This is a genomic window from Pseudomonas putida, assembly GCA_041071465.1.
GTDB lineage: Bacteria > Pseudomonadota > Gammaproteobacteria > Pseudomonadales > Pseudomonadaceae > Aquipseudomonas > Aquipseudomonas putida_P.
In genome coordinates, this window is record CP163498.1 from 5,827,421 (window position 1) to 5,849,611 (window position 22,191).

A 22,191-nucleotide genomic window follows, 5' to 3' on the forward strand; every position below is an offset into this window, starting at 1 on the left:
AAGGAATGCCCTTATGCCCCTGTTCAAGCGCGTGGCCGAACACGACCGCGAGCCTGTGCCCTTCCTGCTCGACGGCCAGCCGGCCCAGGGCATGCACGGCGACACCCTGCTGACGGCCATCCTGACCCATTCGGAGCACCTGCGCGGTAGTGACTTCAGCGCCGAGCCACGCGCCGGGTTCTGCCTGATGGGCGCCTGCCAGGACTGCTGGGTACGCCTGCAGGACGGCCGCCGGGTGCGCGCCTGCTCGACGTTCCTTGAGCCAGGCCACTGCGTGAGCCGTGATCCGGGGCGCCGACCATGAGTGCAATCGTCATCATCGGTGCCGGCCCTGCCGGTATCCGCGCCGCGCAAACCTTGGTGGCCCACGGCGTACACCCAGTGCTGCTGGACGAAGCCAGCCGTGGCGGTGGGCAGATCTATCGCCAGCAGCCGGCCAACTTTCGCCGCCCGGCCAAAGCCTTGTATGGCTTTGAGGCCGGCAAGGCGCAGGCCCTGCACAACACACTTGAGCAGTTGCACGGGCAGATCGACTACCGTCCGGAAACCCTGGTGTGGAACGCCGAGCAGCAGGTGCTGGACACCTTGCAGCAGGGCCAACTGGCCGACCGACTGGCCTTCGACCGAGTGATCGTCGCCACTGGTGCCACCGACCGCGTGTTGCCGATCCCCGGCTGGACCTTGCCCGGGGTGTACACCCTGGGCGCCGCACAGATTGCCCTGAAGTTCCAGGGCTGCGCCATCGGTGAGCGGGTGGTGCTGGCGGGCAGCGGGCCGCTGCTGTACCTGGTGGCCTACCAGTACGCCAAGGCCGGCGCCACGGTCAGTGCCGTGCTCGATACATCGCCGTTCAGTGCCCAGGTACGCGCCCTGCCACGCCTGCTGCTGCAGCCAGGCACCTTCGCCAAGGGCCTGTACTACCGCGCCTGGCTGGCCGCCAAGGGCGTGCCGGTGCATCAGGGTGTGACGCTGCTGGGTATCGACGGCGAGCACCGTGCCAGCGGTGTGCGCTGGGCACGAAATGGCCAGCAGCACAGCCTGCCCTGCGACGCCGTGGCGTTCGCCCACGCCTTGCGCAGTGAAACCCAGTTGGCCGACCTGCTCGGCTGCCAGTTTGCCTGGAATACCCTCAACCGCGCCTGGCTACCGGTACGTGATGCCCAAGGCCGCGCCAGCAGCCCAGGCGTGTACCTGGCCGGCGACGGTGCCGGCATCCTCGGTGCCGACGGCGCGGAAATGACCGGGGAACTGGCCGCCCTGACGCTGCTGGCCGACCTGGGCAAGCCTGGCAACCCGCAACGCCAGCAGCAGCTGGAAAAGCGCCTGGCCACCCTGCAACGCTTTCGCCAAGGCCTGGAACAAGCCTTCCCATTCCCGCAGCAGTGGGCCCGGCAAGCGCCGGACCTGCTCACGGCTTGCCGCTGCGAGCAGATCAGCGCTGGCGAAATCCGCACCGCCGTGCGCGCCGGGCACTGGGAAATAAACCGGGTGAAGGCCATGTGCCGGGTCGGCATGGGCCGTTGCCAGGGCCGCGTGTGCGGTGCAGCCGCCGCCGAACTGATCGCCTGCGAAAGCGGTCGCCCCATTGACCAGGTCGGCCGCCTGCGCGGCCAGGCCCCGATCAAGCCCCTGCCCTTCGGCCTGGAGATCAAGCCATGACGCTGATCGAAGTGGATGCCATCATCGTCGGCGGCGGCATCGTCGGCAGCAGCGCCGCCTTGACCCTGGCCCGCAGTGGCCAGCAGGTGGCGCTGCTGGAGCGCGACTTCTGTGGCTCGCATTCCAGCGGCGTGAACTACGGCGGTGTACGCCGCCAGGGCCGCTCGTTGGCGCAACTGCCGTTGTCGATGCGTGCCCACGCCATTTGGGGGCAACTGCGCGAGTGGATCGGCATCGATGGCGAATACGCCCGCAGCGGCCACCTGAAGCTGGCACGCAGCGAAACCGACTTCGACGCCTTGAAAGCCTATGCCCGGCGGACCCAGGCCTTTGACCTACGCCTGCAATTGCTGGAGCGCCGCGAACTGCGCCAGCGCTTCCCCTGGGTGGGCGATATCGCCGTTGGCGCCTCGTACTGCCCCGAGGATGGCCACGCCAACCCTCGCCTGGTGTCACCCGCGTTCGCCCAGGCCGCCCGGCACAGCGGCGCCCAGGTACATGAGCAGTGCAAGGTGCTGGAAGTGGACCACGACGGCCAGCGCTTCACTGTGCGCACCAGCTCAGGCCAGTGCTTCAAGGCGCCCTGGCTGCTGAACTGCGCTGGCGCCTGGTCGGCGCAGTTGGCCGAGCAATACGGCGAGCCGGTGCCGCTGAGCGCAGCCCACCCGGCCATGCTGGTCACCGAGCCGCTCCCCCTGTTCATGACCGCCAGCACCGGGGTCGAAGGCGGTGGCATCTACGCCCGTCAGGTGGCACGCGGCAACTGCGTGCTGGGCGGTGGCCGTGGCTTCGCCCTGACCGCGACCACCGCGCGCCCTGGGCAAGCCGCCGTACTCGATATCCTGCGCAACGCCACCGAGCTGTACCCGGCATTGGCCGGCGCCCAGGCCATTCGCACCTGGAGCGGCACCGAGGGCTACCTGCCCGATGACGAACCGGTGCTCGGCCCGAGCCTGCTGCAACCTGGCCTGCTGCATGGCTTCGGCTTTGCCGGCGCCGGCTTCCAGATTGGCCCGGCAGCTGGCGAGGCCCTGGCGCAATGCGTACTCCATGGCGCGCCGGCAATCAGCCTGGCAGCCTTTTCCATCGACCGTTTTCAGCCCAACCACCACTACAAGGAAAACCTGTCATGACGCACAAGCAACGTTTGCTCGCCCTGTTCTGCACCGTGCCCGGCCTGTTCGCCTGCCTGCCCGCCATGGCTCAACCCACGCTGTACCTGGGCATGAACGGCGGCACCATGGAGCGGCTGTTCAGCGACAATATCCTGCCCCAGTTCGAGAAGGCCAACGGGGTGAAAGTGGTGATCGTCCCCGGTACTTCGGCCGACATCCTGGCCAAGGTCCAGGCCACCCCGAACAAGCCGTCGATCCATGTGATGGTGCTGGATGACGGCATCATGTACCGCGCCATCGGCATGGGCCTGTGCAGCACGCTCAAGCCCAACCCGACGCTGGCCCAACTGCCGGAAAAGGCCCTGATCAAGGACAAGGCCGCCGCCGTCAGCCTGGGCGTGACCGGGCTTGCCTACAACAGCCGCCTGTTCAAGGCCAAGGGCTGGGCAGCGCCCACTTCGTGGAACGACCTGGCCGACCCGCGCTTCAAGGACAAGGTGGTGTTCCAGTCGATGGCCTCGTCCACCTTTGGCCTGCACGGTTTCCTGATGTACAACCGCTTGCACGGCGGCAGCGATACCGACGTCAACCCAGGCTTCACTGCGTGGAAGAAAAACGTTGGCCCGAACGTGCTGGAGTACATCCCCAACTCGGCCAAGCTGTCGGAAATGGTGCAAACCGACGAAGCCGCGTTGTTCCCGCTCACCCCTACCCAGGTGACCGCACTGAAGCTCAAGGGCATCCCGGTGGAGTATGCCGCACCGAAAGAAGGCGCCGTGGTGCTCAACCAGGCCGAGTGCGTCACCGCCAACAACGACCAGCCCGAGCTTGCACAAAAGCTTGCCGAGTTCCTGCTCAGCCCCGAGGCGCAAGCACCGGCGCTGGAGCTGGGTGACCAGATCCCGTCCAACCCCAACACCCCGACCAGCGACAAGACCCGTGGCCAGGTCGAAGCCATGCAAACCTACCTGCAAACGGCGGTGACCATCGACTGGGACCAGGTCAACACCCAACGCCCGGAATGGAACGCCCGCTGGAATCGCCAGATCGAGCGATAGGCCGAGGCCCCCTGACCCGCTGCCGGCCCCCCAGGTGCCGGCCAGCGGGCGCACCACCCGCTTGAGCCACCAATAACCGCAAAGTCGCTCTGCCCTGCAAAGGCGCGGATAGGGCTTCTGCACGCCCGAAAAACGGCTCAGGCACCCCTTGCATCACGCTGCCACTTAACTAGAACAAGCAATCGGAGCATGAAATGAGCATCAACCCACTCGGTGTCACCGCCCTTTTGCTGGCATCCGCCAGCCCCTTGTTGCAGGCCAGCGAGCAATCCGAATCGGCAGGCTTCATCGAAGGCAGCAAGCTGTCGATCAAGGCACGCAACATGTACATGCAGCGTGATAACCGCGCCAGCGGCGCCCGGCAGAACTACGGCGAGGAATGGGCCCAGGGTTTCATCGGCACCTTTCAGTACGGCTTCACTCAAGGCACGCTGGGTTTCGGTATCGACCTGATCGGCCAGTACGCCTTCAAGCTCGACACCGGCGATGGCCGCACCGGTGGCGGCACTGGTCTGCTAGAGCAAGACAGCCACGGCGCCAAGCAGGACATCGGCAAGGCCGGTGCGGCGCTGAAAGTGCGTGCGTCCAACACCGTACTCAAATACGGCACACAAGTGATGGCGGTGCCGGTGCTGGCCACCTCCGACAGCCGCCTGCTGCCAGAGACCGTCGACGGTTTCTCGCTCACCAGCAAGGAAATCCGCAACCTGCAGTTGGATGCGGGCCACTTCACCGGCCTGACCAACCGCAACCAGTCGTCCCGCGACAGCGGGCGCATGACCGCAGTCGACTACATTGGTGGGGTCTACAGCTTCAATGAGCGGCTTTCCAGCAGCCTGTACTACGCCAAGACTGCCGAGCACTTTCGCAAGTACTACGTGAACACCCGCTACCTGTTGCCGCTGGGCGCCAGCCAGTCACTGAAGCTGGATTTCAACGCCTACGACACCCAAAGCATCGGTCAGGCCCGCAGTGGCGACCTGGACAACCGCATCTGGAGCCTGGGCGGCACCTGGACGCTGGGCGCACATGCCTTCACCCTGGCGTACCAGAAGGTGTCCGGCACCGGCGACTATGTGTATGGCCCTGACGGCAACGCGGTCTACAACTTTGCCAACTCGGTGCAGTACTCGGACTTCGACTACGAAAACGAGAAGTCCTGGCAGGCCCGCTATGACCTTAACCTGGCCGCTTACGGAGCGCCGGGGCTGAGTTTCATGACCCGCTACGTGAAAGGCACCGACTTCAAGAACGGCAGTGGCGGCGACCTGGATGGCAAGGCCTGGGAACGCGATGTCGAGTTGCGTTACGTGGTACAGGCTGGCGTGGCCAAGGATCTGTCGTTTCGCGTGCGCCAGGCCAGCTACCGCAGCTCGGACCGCGGCGGGCAGATCGATGAAGTACGGGTAATCACCGAGTATCCGCTCAACCTGTTCTGACCACCTGACAGGGCCCTGTAGGCGCAGGTTCACCCGCACCTACAGGGGCACCGGGGTTACTTGAGCTTGCGCCCCAGCGCCAGGAAGAACAGTTCGGACTGCAAGCGCTCGCCTTCGACCTGCTCCGCCACCTTCCGCGCCATGCCCGGGTCGGCCGGTTTCAGCTTCAGGCCGGTCGAGCGCGCCAGCACTTCCGCCTCACACGCCCGCTCCAGGTAATACAGGTCGTCATAGGCATGATCGATGCGCTCGGCACACACCACCACTCCGTGGTTGCCAAGGAACACGATGTCTGCCCCATTCATGGCCTGGGCAATACGCTCCCCCTCGCGATGGTCCAGGGCAAAGCCGTTGTATTGGTCGTCGATTACCAGGCGGTCGTGAAAACGCATGGCATTCTGCGACAGCGTGGTGTCCAGGGCCCGCGCCTCGGTCAGGCTTAGCGCAGTGGCGTGCGGCATGTGCGTGTGCAGTACGCAGGTTTTGCGCGCCACACGGTGGATCGCGGCATGGATGAACATCGCCGTCGGTTCGATTTCATGACGCCCCGCAAGGCGCTTGCCGAAGTCATCGACCATGACGATGTCGTCAGCCTGCACTTCTTCCCACATCAGGCCGCGCGGGTTGAGCAGAAACAGGTCGGGCCGGCCCGGCAAAGTCACGCTGAAGTGGTTGCACACGCCTTCTGCAAGGCCATGGTGGGCGGCGGCGCGCAGGGCCAGCGCCAGTTGCTCGCGCAACCGCACGACTTCAGGCTGGTTGTACAGGTCTTGCTCCAGGCTTTGAACGGCTTGCATAGGTCGTTTCTCCTTATTGGCTGCTGCCGAAACGGTTAGGCACGAGCACGAACAGCACCGCGCCGAGGAACGCACAACCCGCCACCACGTACAGCGAAAGGTCGGTGCTATGGGTCAAGTCCACGGTCCAGCCCACCAGGAACGGGCTGAAAAAGCCGGCCAGGTTGCCGATCGAGTTGATCAGCGCCACACCGGCGGCGGCATTGGCCCCCAACAGCGCAGTGGGTACGGTCCAGAAGATCGGGAAGGAGGCCATCACCCCGCAGGTGGCCAAGGTCAGCCCGAGCATGGCCAGCACGCCACTGTGGGCGAAGTGCGCAGCGATGATCAGGCCAACCATGCCAATGAACAGTGGAATCGCCAGGTGCCATTTGCGCTCGTTGCGCAGGTCGGCCGAACGCCCGATGTAGATCATCACGCCGCTGGCGACCAGGTAAGGAATGGCCGTCAGCAGGCCGACCGACTGCAAGTCGTCGAAGCCGGCGTTGCGGATGATGGTCGGCATCCAGAAACCCAGGGCGTACTCGCCCATTTCGATCAGGAAGTACACCAGGCTGAAATACCAGATCACCGGTGAGAACAGAAAGCTGCTCAGCGACCTGCGCTGCGCGCTGGACGGCCGACGCATGGCATCCCTGGTCAGTTCGTCCCCCACCAAGCGCTTTTCTGCCGCGCTAAGGAAGTTCGCGTCCTGGTAACTGTCTGGCAGGCAGCGTTTGACCAACAGACCGACCACGACAGTGGGCAGGCCATACAACAGAAACAGCCATTGCCAGCTCGCCACGCCCATGGGTGCATGCCGCATGGCTGACATGATCCAGCCCGACAGCGGCCCTCCAATGATCCCCGATAGCGGAATAGCAGCCATGAACAAGGCAATGACCCGCCCGCGCCGCTCGCTGGGGAACCAGCGCGTGAAGTAGAAGATGATGCCCGGAAAGAACCCGGCTTCAGCCACACCAATCAGAAAACGCAGGGCATAGAAGGTGCTGGCCTGCTCGATGAACATCATCAGCGAAGTCAGACACCCCCAGGCCACCATGATAAAACCGATCCAGCGCCGCGCACCGACACGCTCCAGCATCATGTTGCTGGGCACGGCGAACACCAGGTAGCCCAGGAAGAAAATACCCGCGCCCAGACCGTAGGCGGTTTCGGAGATATGCAGGTCAGCCAGCATGTCCAGCTTGGCGAAGCTGACGTTGATCCTGGCGAAGTAGGCCAGCACATAGCAAACGAACAGAAACGGAATCAGCCGCAGTGACATCTTGCGGTAAATCGCATCGAGTTGATGGGCCGGCGCACGCTCTGCCCCATCAAGGATCGCCTCTTTCATGTTTTCACCTTGTATGCACGTTTGTTCTAGTTGTAGGCATTGATGAATAGGTACTGCTGTCGTTGTTGTTATGTCTCGCTGGCCAGGCCTGGCTCGGTGAAACGCTAGGCCGAACATTGCTGATTGTCAACAATCAACAATTAACGGTAGTAATTTCAGCAGGTTGGCTGCTGCGTGCCAAAGGTTTCTGCTCAACCCGTGCGCGCGTGCGAGCGGCCGGGTGTACAGCCAACGGCGGCGAATGCTATATGTGGGCGTATCGCCACCAGGACCTGTGTCTATGAAATCCATCCAGCTTCGGCCGGTTTCGAAGCTTTCTGCAGAACAACAAGCCACCGAAAGCCTTCGTGAATCGATCTTGTCGGGGCATCTGAAGCCCGGTGAGCGCATTACCGAAACGGCACTTGCCGATCAGTTGGGCATCGCCCGCGGCACCTTGCGCACCGGCCTGAACCGGTTGGCGACAGAGGGGATCGTGGTGCAGACGCCGTATGTGGGCTGGCAAGTGGCTGAGCTGACAGCCGACGACATCTGGGAAATCTGGACGCTGCGTGGCAGCCTGGAACGGCTGGCCGCCACACTGGTGGCCAAGCAAGGCGATGCGCAGGTGCTGCAGGCGATCGGAGCGGCGTTTCTGGCGCTGCAGAAGGCCTGTGCCAAAGGGACACGCAAGGCCATCAACCAATGCGACTTCACCCTGCACCAGGCCATTATCGAAGGTACCGGCCACCAGCGTCTGATCCGCCAGTACGCACTGGTACAGCAGCAAGTGCGCTGGGTCATCAACACCACCAACCTGCTGATGCATACCAGCCCCGAGACCATCCTGGAGCAGCATCAGGCCTTTGTGCAGGCGATCCTCAAGGGCGAGAGCGAGACTGCCGGCGAACTGGCCTGGCAGCACAATGCCTACGATGGCGAACGGCTGGTGCAGTGGGTGCAGGGGAACGCCTGATGGGTGGGTTAGCCCTGTAAAAAGCCGATGAAACGCCCCCGCCGGGCCATTTCAATCCAGCACGGGTCGAAGCAGCGCCTGCGCCTCGTACAGTGCCGGTAAGTAGCGCAGCCGTACCTCATCCACGCTAAGCCGTGATGCATGGGTCGTGATGGTCAGCGTCGCCTTCAACTGACCGGCCCGGTCCAGCAACGGCACACCCAGTACCCGCATGCCGATTTCATATTCCTGATCAACGATGCAGAAACCCTGCGCCTTCACCCGCTGCAACGCAGCCTCCAGCTGTGCCCGGTCAGTCTGCGTGTAAGGCGTCAACGCACGCAGCGGGTTACGCACGAAGTACTCATCCCGGTCCGCCTCATCCAGCCAGGCCAGCCAAACCCGCCCACCGGCCGTGCAATGCATCGGCACCCGAGAGCCCGGCCTGATCGACAACGACGCCACATGGCTGTAGCGGCTGCGCACCAGGTGGATGATCTCGTCACCATCGCGGGTACCCACCGATACATGCTCCTGCGTCTGCCGCGCTACCTGCTCCACAATCGGCCGCAGCATGCGCGGCAGTTGCGCCGAGTCGACATACGCCTGGCCAAGGCGCAAGGCCTTGGGCGTCAACCAGTACTCACGGCTGTCCGTTTCGGCAAAGCCTTCATGTACCAAGGTCAGCAGAAAGCGCCGTGCAGCGCTGGGCGTAAGGCCGGACAGCCTGGCTGCCTGGGGCACGCTCAGGCGTGGCTGCTCGGCACTGAACAGTTGCATCAGCGCCAGGCCTTTCTGCAAGCCCGCGATCAGGTCACGGGGGTGAATAGCGGGTGTGCTCATGCATTCGGCTCGCAAGCAGGGGACAAAAACAGCCGATTACTGCGATAACCGGCTCATGGTTGCGATTATCGCACTAAATACCCGATGAGCGCATTGTTACCCACGCCCCTCTGGCCCACCCTTGCCGCCATAACAACGCCAATAAGGAGGTCAGCATGATTCGTGGTTCCACTGAACTGGTCGCCATCGTCGGTTCGCCCATCGCCCAGGTGAAGTCCCCGGAAAACTTCAACACTTGGTTCACCCACAACAATTGCAACCTCGCCATGCTGCCCATCGACCTGCATGAGGCAGCGTTGGACAGCTTTGCCGGCACCCTGCGCGGCTGGCAGAACCTGCGCGGCTGTGTGGTCACCGTGCCGTACAAGCAGGCCCTGGCCAACCGCCTGGACGGCCTGAGCGAACGCGCAGCGGCCCTGGGCTCGGTCAATGTGATACGTCGCGAGCGCGACGGGCGCCTGCTGGGCGACAACGTGGACGGCGCAGGCTTCCTGGGCGCTGCGCGCAAGCATGGTTTCGAGCCAGCGGGCAAGCGGGCCTTGGTGATCGGTTGCGGCGGTGTTGGCAGTGCCATCGCCTATGCACTGGGCGAGGCAGGTATTGCCAGCATCACCCTCAGCGACCCCAGCACAGCGCGCATGGGTGCGGTGTGCGAATTGCTCGGCAGCGCCTTCCCCGGGCTCACGATCAGCACGCAGTTCAGTGGGCTGGAAGATTTCGACCTGGTGGCCAACGCCTCGCCTGTCGGCATGGGCAACAGTGCGGAACTGCCACTGTCCGCCGCCCTAGTGGCCACTCTACAGCCCGACACCCTGGTCGCCGACGTGGTCACTTCGCCCGAGATCACCCCGTTGCTGAACCGCGCACGCCAAGTAGGCTGCGCGATCCAGACCGGCCCGGAAATGGCCTTCGCCCAACTCGGCCACCTTGGCGCCTTCATGGGCGTAACGCCGCTGGAGATCTGAAACCATGGCGACCACTGACGACACGCAACACCGCTTCGACCTGGTGGTACTGGGCAGCGGCGCCGGTGGCTTTGCCGCTGCCGCCACGGCGGCCCGCCGTGGGCTGAAGGTACTGGTGGTGGAAAAGGCCGAGCACTTTGGCGGTACCTCGGCGATATCTGGCGGTGCGGTGTGGCTATACGGCACCGATCAAGCCCGCGCCGCCGGAGCCAAGGACTCCCCCGAGGCCATGCGCACCTACCTCAAGCAGGTGATCGGCGACGGCTACGACCCTCTTCTGGGTAACGCCTTCATCGAACAAGGCCACCAGGCGCTGCGCTGGCTGGAGCAGAACACCGAGTTGCGCTATGCCCTGCGCCCACACTCGCCCGACTACTACCCCGATGCCCCCGGTGCCACTCAGTTCGGTCGCGCGCTGGAAATGGTCGAGTACGATGGCAAGCACCTCGGCGCACGCTTCAAGGACCTGCAGATGCCCCCGCCCGGCATGCTGCTGTTCGGCGGCATGATGGTCAACCGCGTGGATATCCAGCATTTCCTCAGCATTCGCCGCTCGCCCAGGTCGCTGTGGCACTGCCTGAAACTGATGGCGCGTTACGCGCGGGACCGCCTGCAGCACCCGCGTGGCACCCGGCTTACCACCGGCAATGCATTGATTGCCCGCCTCGCCACCAGCGCTTTTGCCCACGGCACACAGCTTTGGTTGCGCAGCGAAGCGGTGGAGTTGATCGTCGAGTGCGGCGTGGTGACTGGCGTAGTTGTACAGCGCGAGGGCCTCCGTGTGCGGGTATCTGCTCGTGGTGGCGTGGTGTGCGCAATGGGCGGGTTCGCTGCTGGCGCACTGGCCGCCAACTACAGACCGCCCCAAGAGGCGCCGCACCTGACCATGTCACCGCCGGCCAACGACGGTGCCGCCCTGCGCCTTTGCCAGGCCGTGGCAGCAGCCGAGGGCGAGGGCCTGGCGGCCAACTTCTTCTGGGCGCCGGTTTCCGAACTGCGCCACGCCGGGGGTGAGCGTGAACGCTTCCCGCACCTGGTCACCGACCGCGCCAAACCTGGCGTGATTGCGGTCGACCCGGCCGGGCGCCGCTTCGTCAACGAATCCGACTCCTACCACCATTTTGTGCAGACCATGTTCGCCAACGGCATTGCCAGTTGCTGGCTGGTCTGCGATGCCGAAGCGATAAATCGCTACGGGCTGGGTCTGGCGCGGCCAAAGCCGGTGAACAACCAGGCGTTGATCGACGCCGGCTACTTGTACCGGGCCGCAACACCACAAGCCTTGGCCCAGGCCATCGGCGTCGACCCACAGGTGTTTGCGCAAACCCTCGAGCAGTTCAATGCCGATGCCCGCAATGGCATCGACCGCGCGTTCGGCAAAGGCAGCAACCGCTACAACCGCTACATGGGCGACCCGCAACACACGCCCAACCCCTGCCTGGCGCCATTGAGCAGTGGGCCGTTCTACGCCATCCGCATCCACACCGGCGACCTCGGCTCTGCCCGCGGCCTGGTGACCAACGCCGATGCCAACGTGTTGAACCGTAGCGGCCAGCCCATCACCGGGCTGTATGCGGTCGGCAACGACATGAACTCATTGATGAAGGGTACCTACCCCGGCCCCGGCATCACCTTGGGCCCTGCCCTCACCTTCGGCTGGCTCGCTGCCAACCACATCACCGCGCGCCTGCAGGCGCCGACTGCCCACACGGAGACCCCAGCATGTACTACGAACTGAGAACCTACACCCTCGACCCACTGAAAATGGCCGACTGGCTGGCCCTGTACCAAAGCCATGCGCTGGAAGTGCAAAGCGAACACCTGGGCAACCTGGTCGGTTTTTTCACCAGTGAGTTCGGCGACGTCAACCAGGTGGTGCACATCTGGGGCTACGCCAGCCTCGACGAGCGCATGGCTCGCCGCGCAGCCATGGCGGCAGACCCGCGCTGGGCGGAGTTCTCGCGGCGCAACCGCGAGCTGGGTGCGGTACAGCGCCTGCAATCGCGGCTGCTGCGGCCGACCGGCTTCTCACCGCTGCAATAAACCGCACGCCACCTCTTCCCATGCCTGAGTGGACCCCTTCCATGCAACCCCTCGACTGTGACGTACTCGTCATCGGCGCCGGCGCCTCTGGCCTGGCTGCCGCCGTAACCGCCGCACATCACGGCCTGCAAGTGATCGTGGCGGAAAAAGCCAGCCAGCTGGGCGGCACCAGCGCCTGGTCGGGGGGCTGGTTGTGGATACCACGCAACCCGCTGGCCATCGCCGAGGGCATCCTTGAAAACGACGATGCCCCGGAGCGTTACTTACGAGCGCAAACCCACACCCGCGCGCTGGACCCACGCCAACGCGCGTTCCTGCGCCATGGCCCGGAGATGGTGGCGTTCTTCCAGCAACACACTGCCGTGCAGTTCCAGTGCGGTAGCCGTATGCCCGACATGCGTGAAGGCGATGGCAGTGCACGCGGTGGGCGCTCGCTGTGTGCGCTGCCCTATGACGGTCGCCTGCTCGGGCCTTGGCTGCACAAGCTGCGCCCGCCGCTGGATATCGTCAGCCTGGCCGGCATGGGCGTTGCCGGGGGCGCCGACATGGCCGCCTTCTTCAACGCCACCCGCTCGCCCAAGGCGGCGCTGCATGTGGGCAAACGCCTGTTGCGTCATGGGCGCGACCTGCTGCTGCACCGTCGCGGGCTGCAATTGGTCAACGGCAACGCGCTGGTGGCGCGCCTGCTGCGCAGCGCCCTCGACCTCGGCGTGACCTTGCTGACCGACAAACCCGCCAGCCGCTTGCTGGGCGAAGGGCGGGTCAGCGGCGCACTGTTCGCCGATGGCCAGGTCATCCATGCCCGCCGTGGTGTGGTGTTGGCCTGTGGCGGCTTCCCGCATGACCGCCAGCGCATCGCGCAGCTGATGCCGCACGCGCCTGGCGGTGACCAGCATTACTCTGCAGCGCCCAGGGAAAACAGCGGAGACGGTTTGCGCCTGGGCGAACAGGCCGGTGGCCTGGTACCTACCACTGCGGTCCATAGTGGCGCGTGGGCACCTGTGTCGCGGGTGCCGCGACGTGATGGCGGTTTCGGTCATTTCCCGCACTTGATCGACCGCGCCAAGCCCGGGTTCATTGCCGTACGCCGCGATGGCCGGCGCTTCGTCAACGAAGCCGATTGCTACCACGATTTCATGAACGCGCTGTTCGCCGCCACGCCGCAAGGCGAGCGGCCAGAGGCCTGGCTGATCTGTGACCACACTGCGCAACGGCGCTATGGCATTGGGTGGGCCAAGCCGTTTCCCTTCTCTACCCGCTTCTATCAGCGCAGTGGCTATTTGCACAATGGCGCTACCCTGGCGCAATTGGCGCAGCGCTGTGGGATCGACGCTGCGCAGTTGCAGCGCACGGTAGAAGGCTTCAACCAATATGCAGCCCAAGGTAGAGACCCTGCTTTCCAGCGAGGAGTATCGGCATACAACCAGGCCCAGGGCGAACCGCTGCAAGTGCCCAACCCATCGTTGCGCCCGCTGCTGAAGGGGCCGTTTTACGCGGTAAAACTGCTGCCAGGCAGCCTTGGCACCTTCGCCGGCCTGGGCACAGACGCCTCGGCCCGCGTGCTGGACCACGCGGGGCAGCCGATACCCGGGCTGTTTGCAGTGGGTAACGACATGCACAGCGTGATGGGTGGGCACTACCCGAGCGGCGGTATTACCCTTGGGCCGGGGATGACCTTTGGGTATCTGGCCGGGAGAGCATTGAGTGGCCTGAGCTCAATATGACCACAGCGAGGCCTGATTTTCGAAACGGCTACTCATAGGGTTACTCCATCTGAGCAACCTTGAGTGGCTGTTGCAACAACCCTCGCGGTAAACGGAAGCCCGTGAACGGCTGCTGGGTAATGGGCAGCCTGCCCTTCTCATCAAAACTGCGCCCATCCAGCAACAAGGCTCAAAGCCTTCTACCCTTTATTGACGTGAATCCCTGCCGCGCCCGCAGGCCAACGCAACCGTTCGGTAACCGAACAGTAGCCCGTCTCTTGAATTGACGCTGCCGCCTTCACTGCTCACCATGCACCGGCCTTGCGTGCCCCCTGCCTGGGAACCGGTCACGTACCCGTAGCACCGCAGCTGAATACAATTTCAAGAAACGAGCAGTTTATGAACCACTCCAAGATCACCCCCGCCGCACCCCGGATGTCCCAGGGTTCGATCGGCGACAAGCTTCGCGGCGCCTTCGGCGTCGGCAAAACCCGTTGGGGCATGCTTGCCCTGGTGTTCTTCGCCACCACCCTGAACTACATCGACCGCGCCGCCCTTGGCATCATGCAGCCCGTGCTGGCCAAGGAAATGAGCTGGACGGCGATGGACTACGCCAACATCAATTTCTGGTTCCAGGTCGGTTACGCCATCGGCTTTCTGCTGCAGGGCCGGCTGATCGACAAAGTCGGGGTCAAACGCGCCTTCTTCTTCGCCGTGCTGCTGTGGAGCCTGGCCACCGGTGCCCATGGCCTGGCTACCTCGGCGGCAGGTTTCATGGTGTGCCGCTTCATCCTCGGTCTGACCGAGGCCGCCAACTACCCGGCTTGCGTCAAGACCGTGCGCCTGTGGTTCCCAGCGGGTGAGCGAGCGATTGCCACCGGGTTGTTCAACGCCGGCACCAACGTCGGTGCCATGGTCACCCCGGCCCTGCTGCCGCTGATCCTCGCCGTGTGGGGCTGGCAGGCCGCGTTCATCGCCATGGGCAGCCTGGGCCTGGTATGGGTGGTGCTGTGGGTGCTGAAGTACTACAACCCCGAAGACCACCCCAGCGTGCGCCAGAGCGAGGTGCAGTACATACAGCAGGACGACGAGCCCGAGCCGACCCGCGTGCCGTTCAGCCGTATCCTGCGCCTGCGTGGCACCTGGGCGTTTGCAGTGGCCTATGCGATTACCGCACCGGTGTTCTGGTTCTACCTGTACTGGCTGCCGCCATTCCTCAACCAGCAGTACAGCCTGGGCATCAACGTGACCCAGATGGGCATCCCGCTGATCATCATCTGGCTGACGGCGGACTTTGGCAGCATCGGTGGCGGCATCTTGTCGTCGTGGCTGATTGGCCGTGGCGTGCGTGCCACGACTGCGCGGCTGGTGTCGATGCTGATCTTCGCCTGCACCATGCTCAGCGTCATCTTTGCCGCCAACGCCAGTGGCCTTTGGGTTGCAGTGGCCGCCATCTCGCTGGCCGTGGGCGCGCACCAGGCGTGGACGGCGAACATCTGGAGCCTGGTGATGGACTACACACCCAAGCACCTGGTGAGCACGGTGTTCGGGTTTGGCAGCATGTGCGCGGCGATTGGCGGGATGTTCATGACGCAAATCGTCGGCAGCGTGTTGACCGCTACCCACAACAACTATGCCGTGCTGTTCACCATGATCCCGGCCATGTACTTCCTGGCGCTGGTGTGGATGTACTTCATGGCACCGCGCAAGGTCGAGAGCGCCTGAGGGCGCTAGCCACTTTTCTCTACGGGGCCCTTGCGGGCCCTTTTTTTGGGCTAGTAATAATGGCCATGACAGTGGGAGCGGCCTTGCGTCGCGAAAGGGCTGCAAAGCAGCCCCAGCGATTTCTGCAACACGCCTGAGAATCTGGGGCCGCTTTGCGGCCCTTTTCGCGACACAAGGCCGCTCCTACAAAAGGGGGCGCTGCCGGTCGAAATCAGACCTTGGCCAACACCGCCAGGGCTTTCTCCAGCGCCATGCGCGCGCGCTGTTCGCCGCTGATGCCCTGCTCCAGCAACTGCCGTGTGGGTATTTCCAGGCTCAGCGGCACGGTTGCCGGCAAGCCGCGCAGCAGGCTGACCAGGTCGGCATCGCCATCACCGGGGAAGCGTCGCTCGTTACGCGCCTGGCGCAGAATCTCGTCCATGTCGGCCGGTACTGGGCCGGCCACGTCACACAGCTGGGCATAGCGCATGCGCTGCGGAGCCAACTGCGCCAGGTGGTCCAACGATGAGTGGGATCGGTTGAAGTGGAAGGCATCCACCAGCACGCAGCCATTGGCGTGGTCGGCGTTGGCCACCACTCGCATGGCCTGGCGCAGGTCGCGCACGTCGGTCCAGGGCATGAACTCCAGGTGCGGGTAGATGCCGTAGCGCGCCGCCAGCTCGCACAAAGCGGCAAAGCGTTCGGTCAGCCGCGCTTCGTCCGGGTCGTTGCCAGCCACCAGCAGTTCGGTGCCCCCCAACTCGGCGCCCACCGCCAGGATCGGTTCGAAATCGGCGACGCAGGTTTCCGGCTTGAGGCGCAGAATCTCCAGGTCGAGCACCTTGATGCCGGTGTCGCGCAGGCGCGCCTGGGTCTGCCGACGCAGGTCGGCATCGGCCACCAACGGGAAGTGCTGCTCGTGTTCGGTAGCGGGCACCAGGCGTAGGCCAACGTGGCTGTAACCCGCGCGGGCGGCAGCCTCGACCATGTCCGGTGGGGACAGCTCGAGTACCGTCAGGGCCGCGAGGGAGAAAATCCGATCAGTCATTTATCGTCACCAGTAAAGAGTAAGGTTGCTTCAGCCAATGTGCTCGGGCGCGCAGGCCCGGCCGCTTTCGGCTGCCTGGCGGATCGCTTCGATCAGCGCGAGGGTGCGGCCACCGTCGGCGGCATCGATCAGCGGCGCCTGTTCACCACGGGCAACCCGCACGAAGTGCTGCAACTGCAGGGTCAACGCCTCGCCAGCGGGGATGCTCTCCTCGCACTGCAGCAGCGGCGTGTGCCAGCCCGAACCGGCCTCGGCGTAATGCCAGCGCTTGAGCTGGGGAATGCTCAACGCCCCTTGAGTACCAGCCAGCATGTAACACGGCTGACCGTCCTGGCGCGGGTAGATCGGGCTTTCGCCAGAGTCCAGCTCCCAGCTCCAGGGCGCGGCCACCGCGTCCGAGCCCGTCAGGCTGCCCAACGCGCCATTGGCGAATTGCAGCAGCACTGCTGCGCTGTCTTCGTTGGCAAAACCACGTACATCGTTGCGGGTGAACGCCTGCACCTGCACCACCTCACCACACAGGTGACGCAGCAGATCCAGGTCGTGGATCAGGTTGGTCAGCAAAAAGCCCGCCCCTGGCTCGCGACGCCAGGGGGTTTCGAAATAGCTGTCGGGCTTTTGCAACTGCCACAGCGCGGTGACGTTGATCAGCCGGCCCAGCTTGCCTTCGCTGATCACCTGGTGCGCCTTGGCGATCAGCGGGTTGTGCCGGCGATGGTGGCCGACCAGCACCGGCACATTGCACCGACGCGAAGCCTCTACCAGTGCCCGAACTTCATCCAGATGTACGCCTACCGGTTTTTCTACAAGCACCGGCACGCCGGCCTCGACGCAATCCAACGCGGTGGCCACATGCTGATTGTTGGGGTTGGCGATGATCACCGCCTCCGGGCGCACACGCTCAAGCATCTGGCGATGGTCGGCAAAACAAGGCACACCGCACTCGGCGGCGAAGGCTTCGGCCTGTGGGCCGGGTCGGCCACGGCACACAGTTGGGCTTGCGGCACATTGCGCAAGTGCTGGTAGTGCTGGCGGCCCATGATGCCAGCGCCGATCAAGGCAATACGAAGGGGTGCGTTCAACAGCCTGTCCTCTTGTCATTGTTGTTTTGTGAATTCTGAAACTCAGTTCCAGAATCCACGATCAACAATTTAGAACCTGGTTCAGCTTTTCAGAAGAACCGGCTCAACAGACTGTGCGGTAATCGACCGCTTTATGCCTTCAAGCGAACAACTCGCTGGCGCGGCTGGCAGCCGACAGTTCGTCCGCCGCCGCCAGCAGCAGCGGTGCCAGCTCGGGCAGGCGGCTTTGTGCCAGGCGCGCGCTGGGCCCGGCGATGCTCAGCACGCCGATGACCTCGTCACTTTGCGGGCGGCGCACCACTGCGGCGAGGGCCGACGTGCCAATGGCGGAGGTTTCCTCGACCCAGGCGTAGCCACGCTCGCGGGCGCGGTGCAGGTAGGCGAGCAGCTCATCGGTGGAGCGCGGTGCATTCGGGCCGAACTGAGCGGGGTCGGCAATGCCTTGGCGCAACACCATCTGCAGCGCCTGCTCATCGTTCAGGCTGGCCAGCCAGGCATGCCCGGAGGCGGTATAGAACAGCGGCGCATCGCGGCCCATGTCCGGGTCGTAGCGCAGCCCGGAGCGGGCGCCCTGGGACTTGGCGATCCAGGTTTGCCGGACGCCCTCGATCACACCCAGGCGTACCAGTTCGCCGCTGTCCTGGGCCAGGCGGTCGAGAATCGGCTGGATGATGTCGGCACCGCTGCTGGCCAGGTAACGAAAGCCCTGCGCGACCAGCTTGGCCGATAGCTGATAACGGCTGCTTTCCCGGTTTTGTCGCACATAGCCCAGCCGCACCAGCTCGGTGAGCATGCGGTGGGCAGCGCTTTTGGGAATGTCCAGGCGCTCGGCCAGGGTTTGCAGCGGTAGCCCCTGGGGCTCACCGGCAAGGCTTTCTACAAGACTGAAGGCGCGTTCGATCTGACTACCAGCCATGACACAGGTCCCTGATTTTTTTGCGAATTCTAGAAGATGATTCCACATCGTCGCTAGCCAGCGCAGCGCCAGCGACTGTGAATGTCCGATGATCGCCCAGTACTTGCCTGGCACAACCCGCCTGCCCTTGCAGGCCGAGACGCTGCCGACAAGAATATGGAACCTTGTTCCAATAACAATACAGGAATCCCGTGATGCCTTCCGCTCCCTTCGAAACCGAATGCGATGTACTGGTCATAGGCTCTGGCGCCGCCGGGCTGGCTGCGGCCGTAACGGCTGCCTGGCATGGGCAGAAGGTGATCCTGGTGGAGAAGGAACCGGTGTTTGGCGGTGCCACCGCCTGGTCCGGTGGCTGGGCCTGGGCGCCGCGCAATCCACTGGCGCGCAGGGCCGGCATCGTAGAAGACATCGAACAGCCACGCACTTATCTGCGCCATGAACTGGGGGCTAACTACAACGCCGAGCGCGTCGATGCCTTCCTTGAAGCGTGCCCGCACATGGTGGCGTTTTTCGAGAAGCACACGGCGTTGCAGTTTGCCGACGGCAACGGTATACCCGACATGCATGGCGACACACCGGGGGCAGCCCAGGGCGGGCACCAGGTGATCGCCGCGCCCTATGACGCCCGCGAGGTTGGCGCCCTGCTGCCGCGCTTGCGCAAGACCCTGCGCGAAACCTCATTCATGGGCATGCCGATCATGGCCGGCGCCGACCTTGCTGCTTTTCTCAACATGACCCGCTCGCCCAAAGCCCTGCTGCATGTGTGCAAACGCTTTGGCCGCCACCTGTACCACCTGGCCCGCTACGGCCGGGCGATGCACCTGGTCAACGGCGTGGCGCTGGTGGCGCGCCTGGCCAAATCGGCGCAGGACCTGGGCGTGCACCTGCAAGAGTCGGCGCCGGCCAAGCACCTGCTGGTCGAGGATGGCCAGGTGCGCGGGGCACGGGTGGCCACACCGCAGGGCGAGCAGCTGATTCGCGCCAAGGCCGTAGTGCTGGCGGCAGGCGGCTTCCCCAACGACAACGCCCGCCGCCGGCAATTGTTCCCCCGCGATGCCAGCGGCCACGACAACCTGGCGCTGCCGCCCAAGGGCTGCTCGGGCGATGGCCTGCGCCTGGGGGAATCTGCCGGTGGCGTGGTTGCCACCGACTTGAAATCGCCGGTGGCCTGGGCACCGGTTTCGCAGGTGCCGCACCGCGACGGCAGCGTCGGCCATTTTCCGCACATTATCGAGCGCGGCAAGCCGGGCATTATCGGCGTGCTGGCCAACGGCAAGCGCTTCGTCAATGAAGCGCATGGCTACTACGACTATGTATCGGCGATGGTCGCGGCGGTGCCGCAGGATGAAGCGGTGTGTTCGTGGCTGGTCTGCGACCATCGGTTCCTGCGCCGCTACGGGCTGGGCCACGCCCGCCCCGCGCCGTTGCCGGTGGGGCCCCATGTGCGCAGCGGCTACCTCAAGCAAGGTGCCACGCTGGAAGCGTTGGCGGATGCCTGCGGCATTGACCCGGCCGGGTTAAGGGCCACCGTCAGCGACTTCAACAAGCACGCACGCAATGGCCAGGACCCCGCCTTTGGCCGGGGGTCCACGCCGTTCAACCGCAAGCAAGGCGACCCTGGGCACAAAGGCCCCAACCCTTGCGTGGCGCCCATCGAGCACGGGCCGTTCTATGCGGTGAAAGTACAGCCCGGCTGCTTCGGCACCTTTGCCGGGCTGCGCACCGACGGCAATGCCCAGGTGCTGGATGAGGCCGGGCAGCCGATTGCAGGTTTGTATGCGGCGGGTACCGACATGGCCAGCGTGTTTGGTGGCTGGTACCCATCGGGCGGCATCAACCTGGGGCCGGCGCTGACCTTCGGCTATGTGGCCGGGCGGCATATTGCCGGGGCGCAAGGATACGAGTGAGGCAAGCCGAAAGGCTTGCAGCGCCCTGTTCAGAAAATGAACACTCGCAAAACCGTCGATTGTTCAGGTTGTGAACACCGCCAGGCCCGCAGCTCCTGAATTCTATGGCCGCTGCACCTTGGCACACCCCCTGCAACAAGCATCCGTGAACACAACAACACAGGATGCTTTGCGTGGATACCTTACTGCCCAACGAACTCTGGAACGAGCGGCTGTTCACCGGTACCTGGGTACCCGGTGAGCTGCCCGCCACCGCCGTAACCTCCCCTGGCAATGGCGTGGCACTGGGTGCCCTGGCCAACGCCGGTGCCAAACAGGTGGAGCACAGCGCGCGCGAGGCCGCCACGGCCCAGCGCAGTTGGTATGCCCTGCCCTACGACGAACGCGCCAAAGTCCTGCGCAAGGCCGCCGCTATCGCCGAGCAATACCAGGCCGAGATCGCCAACTGGATCGTTCGCGAAAGTGGCTCGACCCAGGCCAAGGCCGGCTTCGAGGCCTCCATCAGCATCAAAGCGCTGCACGAAGCCTGTGCCCTTCCCTCGCGCAGCCAAGGCGAAGTACTGCCTTCCACAGCCGGCCGCCTGAGCATCGCGCGGCGCCGCCCGCTGGGCGTGATCGGAGTCATTTCACCGTTCAACTTCCCGCTGTACCTGGCCATGCGTGCGGTTGCCCCGGCACTGGCCACGGGCAATGCGGTCGTGCTCAAGCCCGACCCGCGCACCGCAGTGTGCGGCGGCCATGTCATCGCCCGCATCTTCGAGCTGGCAGGTTTGCCGGCAGGCGTGCTGCATGTGCTGCCGGGCGGCGCAGAGGCCGGTGCAGCGCTGACTGCGTCACCCAGCGTGGCGATGATCCAGTTCACCGGTTCCACCGCCGCTGGCCGCAAAGTGGGCGAAGCTGCCGGTCGCCACCTGAAGAAAGTCTCGCTCGAACTGGGAGGCAAGAACTCGTTGATCATCCTCGACGACGCCGACCTGGACCTGGCCATCGCCAACGCTACCTGGGGGGTGTACCTGCACCAGGGGCAAATCTGCATGTCGACCGGCCGGGTGCTGGTGCAACGGGGCATCGATGACGCCTTCGTCGCACGCCTGGTGGCCAAGGCACGCAGCCTGACGGTGGGCGACCCGGCCAGCGGCCAGGTACACCTAGGCCCGCTGATCAACGCGGCCCAGCGTGACAACGCCTTGCGCATCGTCGACGCCGCACGCGCTGCCGGGGCAACGCTGGCAACCGGCGGTGCGGCTGACGGGCTGTTCTTCCAGCCGACCGTGCTCAGCGACGTGCAGCGTGACAACCCGGCATTTCACGAGGAAATCTTTGGCCCCGTGGCCGTGGTGGTGCCGTTCGATAGCGATGAGCAGGCCGTGGAACTGGCCAACGACACGGACTACGGCTTGAGCGCTGCCATCCTGTCGCGCGATACCGGCCGCGCCTTGCGCCTGGGCGAACAATTGCGCACCGGGCTTCTGCATATCAACGACCAGACCGTCAACGACGAGGTCATCAACCCCTTCGGCGGCGTGGGTGCATCCGGCAACGGCAGCAGCATCGGTGGCGCCGCCAACTGGGAAGAGTTCACCCAATGGCAATGGCTGACCCTCAAGGGCCAAGCGCCTGCCTACCCCCTGTAACCCCGGAG

The 22,191-nt window shown here is 64.5% G+C and carries 18 protein-coding genes and 1 pseudogene; 13 read left to right on the forward strand and 6 right to left on the reverse strand.

Annotated elements, in window-relative coordinates:
* The first annotated feature begins 13 nt into the window (after window positions 1-13).
* The 5 genes from AB5975_26730 (at window position 14) to AB5975_26750 (ending at window position 5,271) form a co-directional block, all read left to right on the forward strand.
* Entirely contained in the window at window positions 14-304 is a 291-nt protein-coding gene (locus AB5975_26730) for a (2Fe-2S)-binding protein (protein XDR20013.1), read from the forward strand.
* Window positions 301-1,659 carry an FAD-dependent oxidoreductase gene (locus AB5975_26735; protein XDR20014.1) on the forward strand — a complete coding sequence of 453 codons (1,359 nt, stop codon included), beginning with the start codon at window positions 301-303 and terminating at the stop codon, window positions 1,657-1,659. Before AB5975_26730 ends, AB5975_26735 begins: the two co-directional genes overlap by 4 nt.
* Entirely contained in the window at window positions 1,656-2,792 is a 1,137-nt protein-coding gene (locus AB5975_26740; GenBank protein ID XDR20015.1) for an NAD(P)/FAD-dependent oxidoreductase, read from the forward strand. The genes AB5975_26735 and AB5975_26740 overlap by 4 nt, the downstream gene beginning before the upstream one ends.
* Window positions 2,789-3,832 (forward strand): polyamine ABC transporter substrate-binding protein, encoded by a 1,044-nt coding sequence (locus tag AB5975_26745; GenBank protein ID XDR20016.1) that lies wholly within the window; start codon window positions 2,789-2,791, stop codon window positions 3,830-3,832. Before AB5975_26740 ends, AB5975_26745 begins: the two co-directional genes overlap by 4 nt.
* Window positions 3,833-4,026: 194 nt before the next feature.
* Window positions 4,027-5,271, forward strand: coding sequence for an OprD family porin (locus tag AB5975_26750; protein XDR20017.1), 1,245 nt, complete (start codon window positions 4,027-4,029; stop codon window positions 5,269-5,271).
* A gap of 56 nt (window positions 5,272-5,327) precedes the next feature.
* Here the strand turns inward: AB5975_26750 and AB5975_26755 are convergent, their stop codons facing one another.
* Together AB5975_26755 and AB5975_26760 are read right to left on the reverse strand one after the other, a co-directional pair.
* On the reverse strand, window positions 5,328-6,068 hold the full coding sequence (locus tag AB5975_26755) for an aldolase (protein ID XDR20018.1): 741 nt from the start codon (window positions 6,066-6,068) through the stop codon (window positions 5,328-5,330).
* Between the two features lie 13 nt (window positions 6,069-6,081).
* Window positions 6,082-7,404 carry an MFS transporter gene (locus AB5975_26760; protein ID XDR20019.1) on the reverse strand — a complete coding sequence of 441 codons (1,323 nt, stop codon included), beginning with the start codon at window positions 7,402-7,404 and terminating at the stop codon, window positions 6,082-6,084.
* A 280-nt stretch (window positions 7,405-7,684) separates the two neighbouring features.
* Here AB5975_26760 and AB5975_26765 point away from each other — a divergent pair, with 280 nt between their 5' ends.
* Window positions 7,685-8,359, forward strand: a complete 675-nt coding sequence (locus tag AB5975_26765) for a GntR family transcriptional regulator (protein ID XDR20020.1) — start codon at window positions 7,685-7,687, stop codon at window positions 8,357-8,359.
* 51 nt (window positions 8,360-8,410) lie between these two features.
* On the opposite strand, the gene AB5975_26770 is transcribed toward AB5975_26765, so the two are convergent.
* A complete protein-coding gene (locus tag AB5975_26770; GenBank protein XDR20021.1) occupies window positions 8,411-9,181 on the reverse strand; it encodes an IclR family transcriptional regulator in 771 nt (256 codons plus the stop codon).
* A 155-nt stretch (window positions 9,182-9,336) separates the two neighbouring features.
* Here AB5975_26770 and AB5975_26775 point away from each other — a divergent pair, with 155 nt between their 5' ends.
* From AB5975_26775 to AB5975_26795, 5 genes are all read left to right on the forward strand, one after another.
* The gene (locus AB5975_26775) at window positions 9,337-10,146 is read left to right on the forward strand and encodes a shikimate dehydrogenase (protein ID XDR20022.1); all 810 of its coding nucleotides are present in this window, start codon (window positions 9,337-9,339) and stop codon (window positions 10,144-10,146) included.
* A gap of 4 nt (window positions 10,147-10,150) precedes the next feature.
* Window positions 10,151-11,884: an FAD-dependent oxidoreductase gene (locus tag AB5975_26780; protein ID XDR20023.1), complete on the forward strand. Its 1,734-nt coding sequence runs from the start codon at window positions 10,151-10,153 to the stop codon at window positions 11,882-11,884.
* A complete protein-coding gene (locus AB5975_26785; GenBank protein ID XDR20024.1) occupies window positions 11,869-12,189 on the forward strand; it encodes an NIPSNAP family protein in 321 nt (106 codons plus the stop codon). The genes AB5975_26780 and AB5975_26785 overlap by 16 nt, the downstream gene beginning before the upstream one ends.
* Before the next feature lie 41 nt (window positions 12,190-12,230).
* Window positions 12,231-13,913: an FAD-dependent oxidoreductase gene (locus tag AB5975_26790; protein XDR20025.1), complete on the forward strand. Its 1,683-nt coding sequence runs from the start codon at window positions 12,231-12,233 to the stop codon at window positions 13,911-13,913.
* A gap of 378 nt (window positions 13,914-14,291) precedes the next feature.
* On the forward strand, window positions 14,292-15,617 hold the full coding sequence (locus tag AB5975_26795; protein ID XDR20026.1) for an MFS transporter: 1,326 nt from the start codon (window positions 14,292-14,294) through the stop codon (window positions 15,615-15,617).
* A gap of 211 nt (window positions 15,618-15,828) precedes the next feature.
* Here AB5975_26795 and AB5975_26800 read toward each other — a convergent pair whose 3' ends face one another.
* From AB5975_26800 to AB5975_26810, 3 genes and pseudogenes are all read right to left on the reverse strand, one after another.
* The gene (locus tag AB5975_26800; GenBank protein ID XDR20027.1) at window positions 15,829-16,644 is read right to left on the reverse strand and encodes a sugar phosphate isomerase/epimerase family protein; all 816 of its coding nucleotides are present in this window, start codon (window positions 16,642-16,644) and stop codon (window positions 15,829-15,831) included.
* A gap of 30 nt (window positions 16,645-16,674) precedes the next feature.
* Window positions 16,675-17,726 (reverse strand): annotated as a pseudogene (locus tag AB5975_26805) (Gfo/Idh/MocA family protein).
* A 139-nt stretch (window positions 17,727-17,865) separates the two neighbouring features.
* On the reverse strand, window positions 17,866-18,642 hold the full coding sequence (locus AB5975_26810) for an IclR family transcriptional regulator (GenBank protein XDR20028.1): 777 nt from the start codon (window positions 18,640-18,642) through the stop codon (window positions 17,866-17,868).
* Window positions 18,643-18,836: 194 nt separating this feature from the next.
* On the opposite strand from AB5975_26810, the gene AB5975_26815 reads away from it, so the two are divergent.
* Together AB5975_26815 and AB5975_26820 are read left to right on the forward strand one after the other, a co-directional pair.
* Window positions 18,837-20,549: an FAD-dependent oxidoreductase gene (locus AB5975_26815; protein ID XDR20029.1), complete on the forward strand. Its 1,713-nt coding sequence runs from the start codon at window positions 18,837-18,839 to the stop codon at window positions 20,547-20,549.
* A 164-nt stretch (window positions 20,550-20,713) separates the two neighbouring features.
* On the forward strand, window positions 20,714-22,183 hold the full coding sequence (locus tag AB5975_26820; protein ID XDR20030.1) for a benzaldehyde dehydrogenase: 1,470 nt from the start codon (window positions 20,714-20,716) through the stop codon (window positions 22,181-22,183).
* The last annotated feature ends 8 nt before the right edge of the window (window positions 22,184-22,191 follow it).

Bases quoted from the DNA above. Each gene is read 5' to 3' on its own strand.
- AB5975_26735 (XDR20014.1), top strand. From the start codon at position 301: ATGAGTGCAATCGTCATCATCGGTGCCGGCCCTGCCGGTATCCGCGCC.
- AB5975_26790 (XDR20025.1), top strand. From the start codon at position 12,231: ATGCAACCCCTCGACTGTGACGTACTCGTCATCGGCGCCGGCGCCTCT.
- AB5975_26795 (XDR20026.1), top strand. From the start codon at position 14,292: ATGAACCACTCCAAGATCACCCCCGCCGCACCCCGGATGTCCCAGGGT.
- AB5975_26730 (XDR20013.1), top strand. From the start codon at position 14: ATGCCCCTGTTCAAGCGCGTGGCCGAACACGACCGCGAGCCTGTGCCC.
- AB5975_26745 (XDR20016.1), top strand. From the start codon at position 2,789: ATGACGCACAAGCAACGTTTGCTCGCCCTGTTCTGCACCGTGCCCGGC.
- AB5975_26800 (XDR20027.1), bottom strand. From the start codon at position 16,644: ATGACTGATCGGATTTTCTCCCTCGCGGCCCTGACGGTACTCGAGCTG.
- AB5975_26815 (XDR20029.1), top strand. From the start codon at position 18,837: ATGCCTTCCGCTCCCTTCGAAACCGAATGCGATGTACTGGTCATAGGC.
- AB5975_26785 (XDR20024.1), top strand. From the start codon at position 11,869: ATGTACTACGAACTGAGAACCTACACCCTCGACCCACTGAAAATGGCC.
- AB5975_26820 (XDR20030.1), top strand. From the start codon at position 20,714: ATGCTTTGCGTGGATACCTTACTGCCCAACGAACTCTGGAACGAGCGG.
- AB5975_26780 (XDR20023.1), top strand. From the start codon at position 10,151: ATGGCGACCACTGACGACACGCAACACCGCTTCGACCTGGTGGTACTG.
- AB5975_26775 (XDR20022.1), top strand. From the start codon at position 9,337: ATGATTCGTGGTTCCACTGAACTGGTCGCCATCGTCGGTTCGCCCATC.
- AB5975_26765 (XDR20020.1), top strand. From the start codon at position 7,685: ATGAAATCCATCCAGCTTCGGCCGGTTTCGAAGCTTTCTGCAGAACAA.
- AB5975_26750 (XDR20017.1), top strand. From the start codon at position 4,027: ATGAGCATCAACCCACTCGGTGTCACCGCCCTTTTGCTGGCATCCGCC.
- AB5975_26770 (XDR20021.1), bottom strand. From the start codon at position 9,181: ATGAGCACACCCGCTATTCACCCCCGTGACCTGATCGCGGGCTTGCAG.
- AB5975_26740 (XDR20015.1), top strand. From the start codon at position 1,656: ATGACGCTGATCGAAGTGGATGCCATCATCGTCGGCGGCGGCATCGTC.
- AB5975_26810 (XDR20028.1), bottom strand. From the start codon at position 18,642: ATGGCTGGTAGTCAGATCGAACGCGCCTTCAGTCTTGTAGAAAGCCTT.
- AB5975_26755 (XDR20018.1), bottom strand. From the start codon at position 6,068: ATGCAAGCCGTTCAAAGCCTGGAGCAAGACCTGTACAACCAGCCTGAA.
- AB5975_26760 (XDR20019.1), bottom strand. From the start codon at position 7,404: ATGAAAGAGGCGATCCTTGATGGGGCAGAGCGTGCGCCGGCCCATCAA.